Genomic DNA, 13,715 nt, shown 5'->3' with positions numbered 1-13,715 from the left:
ATAGTGGAAGATGATGCGGAGGCGCCTCCGTATTTCCACCGTAGCAGAACCGGAGGACCCTCCGCTTTGTCGAGCGCCAAGAAACCGCGCGCGGACGCCGAACGCAACCGGCTTCGCCTGCTCGCTGCTGCCCGCAAAGCGTTCGGCGAAGGCGACGAGCCAGTGACGTTGGAACGCGTCGCGCGCGAAGCGGGTGTCGGCATCGGGACGCTCTACCGTCACTTCCCTACCCGCGAAGCACTGGTCGAAGCGCTGTACCGGGACGAGTTGGCTCAGGTCGTCGCGAGCGCGCCGAAGCTGCTTGAGAGCGAGAAGCCGCTTCGCGCGCTGCGCCGGTGGATGGACCGCTTCGCCGAGTACGCGAGCACGAAGCACGACATGGCCGACACGCTGCGCGCGATCATCGAGGCGGGCACGGTCGACATGACGCAAGTCCGCGCCGAACTGACCGAGGCCGTCCAGCTGATCATGGACGCGGGCGCGGCCGATGGCACGCTTCGGACGGACGTCCGGGCGCAGGACGTGGTCGTGACGGTGGTCGGTGCGTGCAGCATGCGGACGCTGCCGGACGGGCCGGAGCAACTGGACCGGATGCTCGATCTGATCCTCGCCGGGGTCCGTCAGCCGCCGAGTTGATGCACGCGCAGCGCGAGCTGGATCTCCAGCGAGCGTTCGGGCTCGCGCCAGTCCTCGCCCAGCAGCACCGCGAGGCGTTCCATCCGTTGCGCGACCGTGTTGACGTGGACGTGCAGGGTTTCCTTTGCCCGCGCCAAATTCCCGCCTGCCGCGTAGTACGCACGCAGCGTGCCGATAAGGTCGGTGCCGCGGCGGGCGTCGTAGTCGAGGACCGGTCCGAGTGTCGCGCGGACGTAGCCAGACAGGTCGGAATGCCTGCCGAGCAGGACGCCGAGGAACCCGAGGTCGGCCATCGCCGCGCCGTCGCCTTCGCGGCCGAGAGCGAGCAGGGTATTAACGCATCGAACAGCTTCAGTGTACGCCTGCGCCAACGCTTCCGGGCCACTCGCCGGACCAGCCGCGCCGACGGTCACCGGACAGTCCACAACGGACTTCAGCTCGGCCGCGATCCCTGCTGCCACAGGCTGATCCGGAGCGAGTGCGACAACTTGCTCCGCGTGAACACCGACCAAATCCCCGTACCGTGCACAGGCTGCGGCGAGCCCGCGTCGAGAAATGCCGGACGCATGTGCGACCAAAACCGCGTGCGGTGCCGACAAATCGACCCCCAACCGGCGTGCGCGAGCGACCAACGAGCCCGGGTTACGAGTCGGCGCGGTAAGCAGGTCGGTCAGCAACTCGCCGCGTACTTGATCCTCGGCTTGCGCGACGGAACGACGCAGCAGCAACAGCAACGCCGTGACAACCGCAGCCCGTTCAAAGAGCCGACGATCGTCCCCGGCTAGCTCGGGCCGCCCGGAGAGCGTCAGGCTGCCGAGCAGTTCGCGGCCCGCCCGCACTGCGCAGACCCATGCGTCCTTTGTGGACACAGCGCGTCCATTGGCGTGCGATGAAGCAACCGCGGCAGCGTCAAAATCGACCGCAGTACCGGCCAGCAGGCCGCCTTCCTCGTCGTGCACAGCGATCGATCCGCGCAACACACCGGCCACTTCCGCCGCCACCGCAGGCAAATCCGCGCCGCCGAGCACGAGGTCCATCAACCGGTCGTGCGCGTCGTCGGCGCGGCGCATCGTCGCGTTGGCCGCGTTCAGTTCCGCGGCCGCGGATCGCGTTTCTTCCAGCAGATGCGCGGTGTCCAACGCGATCGCGGCGTGCGCGGCCAACGATGACAGCAGCGCGACTTCCGCCGTCGAGAATGCCCGCGACGACCGGTCGGACGCATACAGCACGCCCAACACCTTGCCGCCGATCGCCAGCGGCACGCCGAGGATCGCCTTCAACCCCTCCTCGCGGACACCCGCGTCGATCGGATTCGTGTGCCGGAACCGCTCGTCCTCGAAGTAGTCCGCGGTCGCGTAGGGACGCGCGGTTTGCGCTACGAGCCCGCCGAGCCCCTCGCCCATCCCCAGGACAATCTGCTGGAACAGCGCGGAAACCGACCCGTCGGTGACCCGGATGTACGTCTCGCCGTTCGCCTCGTCGTTGAGGCTGAGGTACGAAACGTCCACGCCCAGCAACGTCCGCGCGCGCCGGACAATCGACCGCAGCACCGCGTCCGGATCGCGCAACCGGGCGAGGTCGCTGGCGGTGTCGAACAACGCGGTCAGCTCGGCTTCCCGCCGCCGGTGCTCGCTGAGCGTCTCGCGGATCCGCAACGCCAGCTCGGTCGCCGAACCGATCGCGGCGGACTGTTCCGCGGACAACCCCCGGGCAGCGACGTGCGCCAGCTGCTCGCTGCTCGCTCCGGCGGCGAGCAGTTCGAGCAGCCGGCGATACGCCTCGGCAGTGGGGTCCACACCCGTCATGCTGTCATTGAAGCCTGCCGTTCGGCCGCCGTCTCGTGCAGCGACGCGCCGCGCGTCTCCCGGGCGGCGAGCAGCGCGACCAGCGACAACAGGCACATCGCGACCACGTAGACCGAAACCGGCACCGTCGAGTGGTACGCCTCGAACAGCGCCACCGCGATCAACGGCGCGACCGCACCGGCCGCGATGGACGACAGCTGGCCGCCGACCGAAAGCCCGGTATAGCGCACGCGCGTCGGGAATTGTTCCGCGAAGAACGCCGCCTGCGGCCCGTACATCGCACCGTGCACGACCAGCCCGATCACCGCCGCGCCGATCACCGAACCTGTCGTGCGCAAGTCGAGCAGCCAGAAGAAACCAAACGACCAAGCGGCCATCCCGACCACGCCGAACAGGTACACCGGCTTCCTGCCGATCTTGTCGGACAGCAAGCCCCACAAGGGAATCGTCACGAAGTGCACCGCGGACGCGACGAGCACCGCGGTCAGCCCGGTCGCCTTCGGCAGGCCGAGTCCGGTGGTCACGTACACGAGAATGAACGCGGTGATCACGTAGTAGGACACGTTTTCCGCGATGCGCGCGCCGAACGTCACCGCCAGCGCGCGGAAGTGCCCGCGGAAAACGTCGACAATCGGTGCCTGCTCACGCTCGTCCGCGGCAGCCTTCGCCGCGATGAACACCGGCGATTCCGAAACCGCCAGCCGGATCCACAGGCCGAGCACCACCAGCACGCCGGACAGCAGGAACGGAACCCGCCAGCCCCAAGCCTGGAAAGTCGCGTCCGACTGCGCCGATGCCAGGATCGTGAGCACCGCGGTGGCCAGCAGGTTCCCGGCCGGAACGCCGGTCTGCGGCCACGACGCCCAGAACCCGCGCCGCCGGTCGTCGCCGTGCTCGGACACCAGCAGCACCGCGCCGCCCCACTCGCCGCCGAGGGCGAAGCCCTGGATCAGCCGCAGCAGCGTGAGCAGGACCGCTGCGAGCACGCCGACCGCGCTGTAGGTGGGCAGCAACCCCATCGCGAACGTCGAGCCGCCCATCATCAGGAGGCTCACGACCAGCAGTTTCTTGCGTCCGATCCGGTCGCCGAAGTGCCCGAACACGAGCCCGCCGATCGGCCGCGCGAGGAAGCCGACCGCGTAGGTGAGCAAGGCCAGCAAGGTGCCGGTGAGCGGGTCGGCGGTCGGGAAGAACAGCTTGTTGAAGACCAGCGCGGCGGCCGAGGTGTAGAGGAAGAAGTCGTACCACTCGATGGTGGTTCCGATCAGCCCGGCTCCGACGACGCGCAGCAGCTTTTTGTCCATAATGGACTCCACTCCGTTGTGGGGAAAGGGGGATTCAGCCAGCGGTCCAGCCGCCGTCAACGGGAAGCGACGCGCCGGTGACGTGCCCGGCGGACTCGCCGCACAGCCACACCACGAGATCGGCGACGTCCTCGGGTTCGATCAATCGCTTGATCGCGGCCCGGCGCAGCAAAACCTGTTCCAGCACTTCTTCCGGCGGCACCCCGTGCTCGGCCGCCTGCGCTTCGATCTGACCGGTGACGAGCGGCGTACGAACGTAGCCGGGATTCACGCAATTGCTGGTCACGCCGTGCTCGGCGCCTTCGAGAGCGGCCACTTTGGACAGTCCCTCGAGCGCGTGTTTCGCCGTGACGTAAGCAGCTTTGTACGGACTCGCCCGCACGCCGTGCACGCTGGACATGTTGACGATCCGGCCCCAGCCGCGCGCGTACATCGCGGGCAGACACTGGCGGATCAACAGAAACGGCGCGGTCACCATCAACGACTGGATGAAGGCGAACCGCTCCGGCGGGAATTCCGGAAGCGGAGCGACGTGCTGCACGCCCGCGTTGTTGACGAGCACGTCGACGTCCGCGGGCAGCCTCGCCAGCGCCGCCGCGTCGGTCAGGTCCACCGCGTGCGCCTGCCCGCCGACCTCAGCGGCAGCCGCCTCCGCCCCGGCGACGTCCACGACGTGCACCTTGGCCCCGGCCGCGCCGAACGCCCGCACGCAGGCCAGCCCGATGCCGCTGCCGCCGCCGGTCACCAGCGCGGTGCGCCCGGCGAGGGAACTGTCACTGGTCATGGCCGGAAACAGTAAGTCGCTCCGACCTGGGCGACCATGGGTCAATCCACCACAGAACGCTGATTCTCTATGTGGTCAGCCCACGCTGGAAGCTTAATCTTCGTCCATCACGATCAGCTCGAACCCGTGGCCGTTGCAGGTGGGACACACCGCGTCGAACACGGCACCACCGCCATGGCAGTCCGGGCAAAGGCCGTCGTGCCAACTGGTTCCCGAGACGTCGCAATGCGGCCGCGGGTAATGGGTATCCGGCAGGCAGCATTCCGCGCCGGTTTCGGCGTGTCGCCGACGGCAGAGGTCGCGTCCTCCAGGCTTGATCATGCCTTCAGCATCACACAGCTCGGCCCGGGTCAGCCAGCGGCCGACGAGATGCTCCGCGCCTCGCTCGCCCCGATTTCGAACGCCTCGCAGCAGAAGAGCAGCCACTCGCGCACGCCGTCGGCCGTCCCGCCAGCGAACCCTTGCGCCAGCTCGACATACCGCGGCACCCGCCGGAAATAGGCGACTTCCGGCACCGTCAACGCCTTCGGGTCAAGCCCGGTGGCCACCATCGACAGGCGAGCCGCCGCCCGGGCGACCACCCCGTCCGCCGAACCGAACGGCGACAGCGCCAGCAGTTCGCCGTGCACCACCGCGGTCAGCACCGGCCCGGGCACCGAGGTCGCGCCGGTGACGAGCTGAGCCAGCATCTCCAGTCGCTCGCCGCCGCGCTGCGGACGGCCGAGCTGATCCGGATCGGACACCACGTCCGACGCGGCCAGCAAATGCAGCCGGGCCACCGTCTGCAACGGAGCCCGCCGCCACGTCGGCAGCAACGACTCCAGCTTCTCCGCGACCCGCAGCGCCCCGGCGAGCAGCGGGTCGGTCACCGAACCGTCTTCCGGCAGCTCGGGATTGGCCCCGTCGATCCCCGCCGAAGCCCGAGCCGCCCGAACCGAAGCCTCCGCCGCGGTCTCCGCGCCGCCCCGCAGGTTCGCGGGCAGCCGGTGCACGGCGAAGACGGCGTCCTGCGCGGCCTTGGCTGCCGCGGCGACGCCGTCGAGCTCCAGCAATGGCTTCAGGGGATCACTCATGCGTCGAGCACCTGCCCCGCGCGCTCCACCACCGGAGGCAGCACCGACCAGGGAAAGTTGATCCACCGGTCAGTCCGCTTCCACACGTATTCGCACTTCACCGTCGAGGCGGGCTTCTCGTAGACCACCGCGCACCGCACGTCCGCGACGTGGTCGGCGCAGAAGTCGCGGACCAGCTTGAGCGTCGCGCCGGTGTCCGCGACGTCGTCGGTGACCAGCACCTTCTTGTGTGTGAGATCCACCACGTTGGGCACCGGCGGCAGCATGACCGGAAGGTCCAGCCGCTGGTCGACGCCGGTGTAGAACTCGACGTTCATCACGTGCAGGTTCTTCACGTCGAGCGCGTACCCGAGCGCGCCGGCGACGAACAGCCCGCCGCGCGCGATGGACAGGATGAGGTCGGGCGCGAACCCGTCCTCGGCCACCGCCTCCGCCAGCTCCCGGCTCGCCGAACCGAACAACTCCCAGGTGAGGTTTTCTCGCTCCTCGGCCATGCGCGCTCTCTTTCTCGGGTGGTCCGCCGAGCATAAGCGGCCGTAAAGTGGACTGCTGAAATGACTGGGAAATGGCACTTCGACACAGCCACTCGTCGCCGTAGCGTGAGCCCGTGACCTGGAGCGAGCACCCCATTCTGTCCGGCCGCCACGTACGGCTCGAACCCCTCGGCCTCGAGCACGCCGCCGGCCTGCTCGAAGCCGGAGCCGACCCGGGCATCTGGGCCTGGCTGAGCCTCCGCCAGCCCGCCGACCTCGGCGAAGCCGAGACGATGGTGAAGGACGCGCTCGCCGACCAGGACCGCCGCCCGTGGGCGCAGATCGACGTCGCGTCCGGCCGCGTCGCCGGAACCACTTCTTATTACCAGGTAGTAGCGAAGCACCGGATCCTCTCGATCGGGCACACCTGGATCGGCGCGGATTTCCAGCGCACGGCGCTCAACACCGAGTCCAAATTCCTCCTGCTGCGCAACGCCTTCGAGGACTGGGGCGCCCAGCGCGTCGCGTGGGAAACCGACAACCGCAACCTCCGTTCGCAACGCGCCATCGAACGGCTCGGCGCGCTGCGCGAAGGGGTGCTGCGGGCGCACCGGATCCGTCCGGACGGCACGACCCGCGACACGGTGCTCTACTCGATGACGGACGCCGAGTGGCCGGGCGCCCGTGCCCGGCTGCTCGCCCGCCTCGGCTGAGCCTCGCCGCACTCCGCTTGGCGCTGTGCGCGCAACGTGGCTGCAACCTTGTCGTAGGCGGACTAACGTCGCTAGCGTTCCCTGAGCCGCGGGTTCGCACTACAGGAGGCTTTGCACCATGACCGAGCAGTCCCCAGCGTTGGACAACCTGCTCACGGAGAGCCGCACGTTTCCTCCCAGCGACGAGTTCGCTGGTCAGGCGAACGCGAAGGCCGATATGTATGCGACGGCGGACGCTGACCGGGAGCAGTTCTGGGCCGGGCAGGCGGAGCGGCTGTCGTGGGACACGAAGTGGTCCCAGGTATTGGACTGGACCAATGCTCCGTTCGCGAAGTGGTTCGTGGGCGGGAAACTGAACGTCGCGTACAACTGCGTGGACCGGCACGTCGAGTCCGGCCACGGGGACCAGGTCGCGATCCACTGGGTCGGCGAACCGGGCGACACGCGCGACATCACCTACGCGCAGCTGAAGGACGAGGTCTCGAAGGCCGCGAACGCGCTGTCGTCGCTGGGCGTCGTCGCCGGGGACGTCGTGGCGATCCAGCTGCAGATGGTGCCCGAGGCGATTTTCGCGATGCTGGCGTGCGCGCGCATCGGAGCCCTGCACAGCGTGGTGTTCGGCGGTTTCTCGCCGACGGCACTGCGCGCGCGGGTGGACGACGCGGCGGCGAAGATCGTGATCACGTCGGACGGCCAGTACCGCCGCGGCAAGGCCGCGCCGATGAAGGCGAACGTCGACGAAGCCTTGCAGGGCGCGGAAACCGTGCAGAAGGTCATCGTCGTCCGGCGCACCGGCAGCGACCTCGAGGGCGAGACGCCGTGGACCGAGGGCCGCGACCTGTGGTGGCACGAACTGGTCGACGGGCAGTCAACCGAGCACAAGCCGGAAGCGTTCGATTCCGAGCACCCGCTGTTCATCCTCTACACCTCGGGCACCACCGGTAAGCCGAAGGGCATTCTGCACACTTCGGGCGGCTACCTGACCCAGACCGCGTACACCCACAATGTCGTGTTCGACCACAAGCCGGGCGAAGACGTCTATTGGTGCACCGCCGACATCGGCTGGATCACCGGACACTCCTACATCGTGTACGGACCGCTGGCGAACCGCGTGACCCAGGTCGTCTACGAGGGCACGCCGAACACCCCGCACGAGGGCAGGCACTGGGAAATCATCCAGAAGTACAAGGTCTCGATCTACTACACCGCGCCGACGCTGATCCGCACCTTCATGAAGTGGGGCGAGGACATCCCGGCGAAGTACGACCTGTCCTCGCTGCGGGTGCTCGGCAGCGTGGGCGAGCCGATCAACCCCGAGGCCTGGATCTGGTACCGCGACAAGATCGGCGCGAACAAGACGCCGGTCGTCGACACGTGGTGGCAGACCGAAACCGGCGCGATCATGATCTCGCCGCTGCCCGGCGTCACCGCCGCCAAGCCGGGTTCCGCGCAGCGCGCGCTGCCGGGCATCTCGGCGAAGGTCGTGGACGACACCGGCACCGAGGTCCCGCACGGCGGCGGCGGGTACCTGGTGCTGGACAAGCCGTGGCCGTCGATGCTGCGCGGCGTGTGGGGCGACGACGAGCGCTTCCGCGACACCTACTGGTCCCGTTTCTCCGAGCAGGGCTACTACTTCGCGGGCGACGGCGCGAAGTACGACGAGGACGGCGACATCTGGCTGCTCGGCCGCGTGGACGACGTGATGAACGTGTCCGGGCACCGGATCTCCACCACCGAGGTCGAGTCCGCGCTCGTGTCGCATCCGACGGTCGCCGAGGCCGCCGTCGTCGGCGCGACGGACCCGACCACTGGACAGGGCATCGTCGCGTTCGTGATCCTGCGCGGCAACGCGGTCGACGGCGGGGATGACGCGGTGCAGGAGCTGCGCAACCACGTCGCGAAGGAGATCGGGCCGATCGCGAAGCCGCGGCAGATCATGGTCGTGGCCGAGCTGCCGAAGACCCGCTCCGGCAAGATCATGCGCCGGCTGCTGCGCGACGTCGCGGAGAACCGGCAGATCGGCGACGTCACCACGCTCGCCGACTCGTCGGTCATGGACCTCATCTCCTCCGGGCTGAACTCCGGCAAGGAGGAGTAAGTTCTTCACCGTCAGGAAGGGACCCTCCCGGCTGGGAGGGTCCCTTCCTGCATTGATCCCCTGAAAGTGCGGGCATCGAACGCATGTTCTAAGATGCCCGCGTACCCAACCCAGATCCGGGCAAGGAGACGACACGAATGTCCGTGGAAGCCTTGACGCACGACGAGGACACTGCGGCCGGGCCGGCGGCGGAGTCATCGCCGCAGGCCGCCGGCACCCCGGAGGCCCCGGAAGTCGCCGAGCCCACCGCCGCTCCCGAAGCTTCGAGCGCCCCGGCGGACGCCCCGAAGCCGGAGTCTTCGCAGGCTGAGGAGACCCCGGCGGTCGAATCGCCGAAGCCGAAGCGCGGCCGCCCGAAGGCCGCGGCGTCGACGGCGAAGAAGACCCGCACCGTGGAGCTCACGCTCACCGTCACCGGCACGGCGGACGGCGAGTGGCAGGCCGAGCTGAAGAACGGCGCCAAGTGGGTCGCGAAGGGCCTTGCCGTTCCGGCCGCGGCGGTTTCGCGTGCGGCGAAGGAACTGCACGACGACCTGTCCGGCCCGATCGACGAGGTCATCAACGCCGCCCGCGAGGCGCAGGCCGCGAAGGTCGCGCAGCTCGAGGCCGAGCTGGAAGCCGCGAAGGCGGCGCTGGCCGAGCTCGACAACTGAGTCAGACCCGGTTCGCCCGGGTCCGGTGTCCACTCGTGGCTCCGGACCCGGGCGTTCGTCGTTTCAGCCCACCGGCGGCCGCCCCGGCAGCGGGGCTTTGAACTCGATCCACCGGCTGTCGGTCAGCGCTTCGACGTGGTGGCGCACGCCGCGCGGATGCACCACGACGTCGCCCGGCCCGAGTTCGGACCACACGCCGTCGACCGTGCCGCGCAGCCGCCCTTCCAGCACGTGCACGATGCTGTCGTGGTCGTGGCTGTGCTCGGCCGACGCGACGCCCGCCGGATAGCGGATTTCGTACGCCAGACCGTGTTCCGCGCGCGCCCGCTCCCGGATCAGCCCGGTGCCGCCGTGCAACGCCACGCCCTCCACCACCGACAACGTCCGCCACTCCCGCTCCATCCCGGCAGCCTATTCGCCCGGTCAGGCAAGGCACAATTCATTGAGGATTGCCTTTCTTAACCGAATTCCTGCAATCCGGGAAAATGTCGCGCGGAAACAATTTCCGTGATTCACTGAAGCCGTGACCGAAACGATGGGCGACGCGGTGCACGCGCACGAACCGCACGAGGACCTCGGCGGCAAGCTGAACTGGCTGCGCGCCGGGGTTCTCGGCGCGAACGACGGGATCGTGTCCGTCGCGGGCATCGTCGTCGGCGTCGCGGGGGCCACCACCGACAGCACCACGATCCTCACCGCCGGAATTGCCGGGCTCGTCGCGGGCGCGTTTTCCATGGCGGGCGGGGAATACGTGAGCGTGAGCACCCAGCGCGACACCGAACGCGCGCTGCTGCGGCTCGAGAAGCACGAACTGAAAACGATGCCGGAGGCCGAGGAACGCGAACTCGCGCAGATCTACGAGGACAAGGGCCTCTCGCCGGAGCTGGCGAAGCAGGTCGCGCGCGAACTGACCGACAAGGATCCGCTGCAGGCGCACGCGGAGGCCGAACTCGGCATCGACCCGGACAACCTCACCAGCCCGTGGCAGGCGGCGTGGGCGTCGCTGCTGGCGTTCTCCGTCGGCGCGCTGCTGCCGTTGCTGGCGATCGCCTGGACGTCGGTCAGCGTCCGCGTCTGGGCGTGCGCGCTGGCGGTGGTCGTCGGCCTCACGCTCACCGGGTTCGTGAGCGCGAGGCTCGGCAACGCGCAGGCGGGGCGCGCGATCGTCCGAAACGTCGGCGTCGGCGCCCTCACCATGCTCGTCACTTACTTCGTCGGAGTGCTTTTCGGCACCACCGTGGGTTAGTGAACCCCGCGCATCAACTTGCGGATGAAGGGGATCAGCGCGAGCAACACCACGCCGACCACGATCGCGACGCCGCCGATGATGCTGAAGTACGGCACCTCGTCCTTCGGGTCGTAGGACTGCGCGAGCTTGCCCGACATCGCCGTGCCCAGCGAAACCGACAGGAAGTTCAGCGCCACCATCTGCGTCCGGAACGCCTCCGGCGCGAGCTTCGTCGACAGCGAAAGCCCGACCGGCGACAGCATCAGCTCGGCGATCGTGAACACCAGCAGGATGCCGGCCAGCGCGAGCAGCGGGCTGCCGTTCTGCCCGGTGTGCGCCATCGGCAGGAACAGCAGGAACGCCACGCCCATGAGCACCGTGCCGAGCACGAACTTCATCGGCGTCGACGGCTGCTTCGGGCCGAGCTTCGTCCAGACCGCCGCGATGATCGGGGCGAACACGATGATGAACACCGGGTTGATCGAGTTGACCCAGGACACCGGCATCGTCCAGCCGAACAGGTCGCGGTCGAGCCGCTGGTCGCTGTAGACCGAGACGACCGTCGACTGCTGCTGGTACAGCGAGAAGAACGCGGCGCTCGCGATGTACATCGGGATGAACGACAGCACCCGGCTGCGCTCGTCCGAGGTGATCTTCTTGCTGGACAGGATCGCGACGAAGTAGACCACCGAGATCGCGACGACCACGTAGACCACGACGTCGGCGAGGTTGTCCGGGGTGACCACGCCGGACATGATCAGCGCGACGACCGCGGCGACGATCACCACGGCCACGCCGATCACGAGCACGCGCTGCGAGGACGGCAGCGGGTTCGGCACCTCGGACGCCTTCGCGCCGAGGTTCTTCCGCCCGATCGTGTACTGGATCAGCCCGAGCGCCATGCCGATCGCGGCGAGCCCGAAGCCGAGGTGGAAGCCGCCGTTCTGCTGGGCGAGCCCGGTCAGCAGCGGGCCGATGAACCCGCCGATGTTGACACCCATGTAGAAGATCGTGAATCCGGCGTCGCGCCGCTCGTCGCCTTCGGCGTACAGCGTGCCGACCACCGAGGTCGCGTTGCCCTTGAGCCCGCCGGACCCGAGCGCGACGCACGCGAGACCGACGCCGACGCCGGTCAGGCCGGGCAGCACGGCCAGCGCGATGTGCCCGATCATCACCACGATGGCGCTGTAGAACAGCGTGCGTTCGGAGCCGAGCAGCCGGTCGGCGATCCACGCGCCGACGACCGTGGCGAGGTAGACCGTGCCGCCGTACGCGCCGACGATGCCGAGCGCGGCGCTCTGGTCGATCCCGAGGCCGCCCTTGTCTGCCTGGTAGTAGAGGTAGATGGCGAGGATGCCCTGCATCCCGTAGAAGGAGAAGCGCTCCCACATCTCCACGCCGAAGAGGTTCGCCAACCCCCTCGGGTGCCCGAAAAATCTGGTGTCGGCCTGGGCGTCGATAGGGGTGCTCACTACTGCCTCGTCCCTGTATTCAACATCGTTGTCGTTCTCTCCTCGCATGCTAGAAGGCGAACAGGTGAACGAAAAACCGGCGTCAGTATGGACTAGACAACTTGGCCGCGGCGATGGGCGGACCTGCGTTTGCGTGCGACTCGGCCAGATGCGAGCGTCATCGGGCAGTCCTGGGTTTGCCGTTCGTCACAACGGGCGGTAATCGGCGACTGCGGACGGTAAACTGAACATCGGTGTGCCGGGAAGTCTGGTCGGCGGGAGAGCCGCCGTCCCCCCAAGGAGTTTTTCGTGACCCCAGCCCGCGCCGTCGCCGAATTCGCCCGTTTCCTGCGCACGGAAACCACTGGCGGGCTGATCCTGCTCGCCGCCACCGCGGTCGCCCTGGTCTGGGCCAACTCGCCGCTCGCGCCCGCTTACGAGGCATTGCGCGACTTCCGGCTCGGCCCGGAGTTCCTGCACCTGAACCTCACCCTCGGCGACTGGGCGAAGGACGGCCTGCTCGCGCTGTTCTTCTTCGTCGCGGGGCTTGAGCTCAAACGAGAACTGGTGGTCGGCGAGCTGTCGCGGTGGCGGCAGGCGGTGCTGCCGGTGATCGCCGCGGTCGGCGGGATGGTCGTGCCCGCGGTGCTCGCGCTCTCGATCGCCTGGGGCACGCCCGGCGTCGACCGGGCGTGGGCGATCCCGGTGGCCACGGACATCGCGTTCGCGCTCGGCGTGCTCGCGCTGACCGCCTCGAACCTGCCGAGCAGCGCGCGGGTCTTCCTGCTTTCCCTTGCCGTGGTGGACGACCTCGGCGCGATTCTCGTCATCGCGATCCTCTTCACCAGCAGTTTCAACCTGATCGCGGCGGCGGTCGCGGTGGTCGCGCTCGGGCTTTACGCCTTCCTGCAGCACAAGCGCGTCCGGACGCCGTGGCTGTACGTGCCGATCGCGCTGATCACCTGGGTCGCGGTGCATTCGGCGGGCATCCACGCGACGATCGCCGGCGTCGCGCTCGGGCTGCTCACTCGCGTCCGCGAGGACGAGGGCGAGGAGGAAGCACCCGCGGTCCGGCTCGAGCACCGCTTGCAGCCGTGGTCAGCGGCGGTGGCGGTGCCGGTGTTCGCTTTGTTCGCCGCGGGGATTTCGGTGAACGGCGACGCGCTGTCGACGGTTTTCACCACCGCGTTGCCGCTGGCTGTCCTCATCGGACTGGTCGCCGGGAAGTTCGTCGGCATCTTCGGGGCGAGCCTGCTGGCGGTGAAGCTGCACGTGGCGGAAAAGCCCAGCGGGATGAGCTGGCGAGACGTGGCCGCGCTGTCCGTGCTCGGCGGCGTCGGGTTCACCGTCAGCCTGCTGATCGCCGAACTCGCCCTGCCCGAGGACATGGCCGAAGTGGCCAAGGCGGCCGTCTTGATCGCCTCCGCGATCGCCTCGCTGACCGCCGCCGTGCTGCTCCTGCGGCGCAGCCGGGTACACGCGAAGGCGGGTTGATCC

General features: G+C 68.6%; 14 protein-coding genes. 6 read left to right on the top strand and 8 right to left on the bottom strand.

Annotation, left to right across the window (positions count from 1 at the left end; translation table 11 throughout):
* Positions 1 to 66: 66 nt before the first annotated feature.
* Entirely contained in the window at positions 67 to 636 is a 570-nt protein-coding gene (locus FKO37_RS06030; RefSeq protein ID WP_238603932.1) for a TetR/AcrR family transcriptional regulator, read from the top strand.
* Here the strand turns inward: FKO37_RS06030 and FKO37_RS06025 are convergent.
* The 6 genes from FKO37_RS06025 to FKO37_RS06000 all read right to left on the bottom strand — a co-directional run bounded on the left by FKO37_RS06025 (position 621) and on the right by FKO37_RS06000 (position 6,096).
* Entirely contained in the window at positions 621 to 2,441 is a 1,821-nt protein-coding gene (locus FKO37_RS06025) for a GAF domain-containing protein (RefSeq protein ID WP_238603931.1), read from the bottom strand. The two genes, FKO37_RS06030 and FKO37_RS06025, sit on opposite strands and share 16 nt — an antisense overlap.
* Positions 2,438 to 3,745: an MFS transporter gene (locus FKO37_RS06020; protein WP_134728510.1), complete on the bottom strand. Its 1,308-nt coding sequence runs from the start codon at positions 3,743 to 3,745 to the stop codon at positions 2,438 to 2,440. Before FKO37_RS06020 ends, FKO37_RS06025 begins: the two co-directional genes overlap by 4 nt.
* A gap of 34 nt (positions 3,746 to 3,779) precedes the next feature.
* Entirely contained in the window at positions 3,780 to 4,529 is a 750-nt protein-coding gene (locus tag FKO37_RS06015) for a 3-hydroxybutyrate dehydrogenase (protein WP_238603930.1), read from the bottom strand.
* Between the two features lie 93 nt (positions 4,530 to 4,622).
* On the bottom strand, positions 4,623 to 4,850 hold the full coding sequence (locus FKO37_RS06010; RefSeq protein WP_134662040.1) for a hypothetical protein: 228 nt from the start codon (positions 4,848 to 4,850) through the stop codon (positions 4,623 to 4,625).
* 29 nt (positions 4,851 to 4,879) lie between these two features.
* Positions 4,880 to 5,602: an oxidoreductase gene (locus FKO37_RS06005; RefSeq protein WP_134728512.1), complete on the bottom strand. Its 723-nt coding sequence runs from the start codon at positions 5,600 to 5,602 to the stop codon at positions 4,880 to 4,882.
* The gene (locus FKO37_RS06000; protein WP_037808373.1) at positions 5,599 to 6,096 is read right to left on the bottom strand and encodes a phosphoribosyltransferase; all 498 of its coding nucleotides are present in this window, start codon (positions 6,094 to 6,096) and stop codon (positions 5,599 to 5,601) included. Before FKO37_RS06000 ends, FKO37_RS06005 begins: the two co-directional genes overlap by 4 nt.
* Positions 6,097 to 6,209: 113 nt before the next feature.
* Between FKO37_RS06000 and FKO37_RS05995 the strand changes: the two genes are divergently transcribed.
* The 3 genes from FKO37_RS05995 to FKO37_RS05985 all read left to right on the top strand — a co-directional run bounded on the left by FKO37_RS05995 (position 6,210) and on the right by FKO37_RS05985 (position 9,539).
* Entirely contained in the window at positions 6,210 to 6,788 is a 579-nt protein-coding gene (locus FKO37_RS05995) for a GNAT family N-acetyltransferase (protein WP_134728513.1), read from the top strand.
* Positions 6,789 to 6,906: 118 nt separating this feature from the next.
* A complete protein-coding gene (acs, locus tag FKO37_RS05990) occupies positions 6,907 to 8,886 on the top strand; it encodes an acetate--CoA ligase (protein ID WP_037808375.1) in 1,980 nt (659 codons plus the stop codon).
* 137 nt (positions 8,887 to 9,023) lie between these two features.
* Entirely contained in the window at positions 9,024 to 9,539 is a 516-nt protein-coding gene (locus FKO37_RS05985; protein WP_043827095.1) for a DUF6319 family protein, read from the top strand.
* 63 nt (positions 9,540 to 9,602) lie between these two features.
* Here the strand turns inward: FKO37_RS05985 and FKO37_RS05980 are convergent, their stop codons facing one another.
* On the bottom strand, positions 9,603 to 9,941 hold the full coding sequence (locus FKO37_RS05980; RefSeq protein ID WP_238603929.1) for a cupin domain-containing protein: 339 nt from the start codon (positions 9,939 to 9,941) through the stop codon (positions 9,603 to 9,605).
* 121 nt (positions 9,942 to 10,062) lie between these two features.
* Here FKO37_RS05980 and FKO37_RS05975 point away from each other — a divergent pair, with 121 nt between their 5' ends.
* Positions 10,063 to 10,785 carry a VIT family protein gene (locus FKO37_RS05975; RefSeq protein ID WP_037808379.1) on the top strand — a complete coding sequence of 241 codons (723 nt, stop codon included), beginning with the start codon at positions 10,063 to 10,065 and terminating at the stop codon, positions 10,783 to 10,785.
* Here FKO37_RS05975 and FKO37_RS05970 read toward each other — a convergent pair.
* Positions 10,782 to 12,239, bottom strand: a complete 1,458-nt coding sequence (locus FKO37_RS05970; protein ID WP_037808380.1) for a peptide MFS transporter — start codon at positions 12,237 to 12,239, stop codon at positions 10,782 to 10,784. The genes FKO37_RS05975 and FKO37_RS05970 overlap by 4 nt on opposite strands.
* 288 nt (positions 12,240 to 12,527) lie before the next feature.
* Here FKO37_RS05970 and nhaA point away from each other — a divergent pair, with 288 nt between their 5' ends.
* Positions 12,528 to 13,712 carry a Na+/H+ antiporter NhaA gene (gene nhaA / locus FKO37_RS05965; RefSeq protein ID WP_238603928.1) on the top strand — a complete coding sequence of 395 codons (1,185 nt, stop codon included), beginning with the start codon at positions 12,528 to 12,530 and terminating at the stop codon, positions 13,710 to 13,712.
* The last annotated feature ends 3 nt before the right edge of the window (positions 13,713 to 13,715 follow it).

It is taken from the genome of Amycolatopsis sp. Poz14, assembly GCF_006704225.1.
Lineage (GTDB): Bacteria > Actinomycetota > Actinomycetes > Mycobacteriales > Pseudonocardiaceae > Amycolatopsis > Amycolatopsis nivea.
This window is presented reverse-complemented; position numbering and strand designations above follow the sequence as displayed.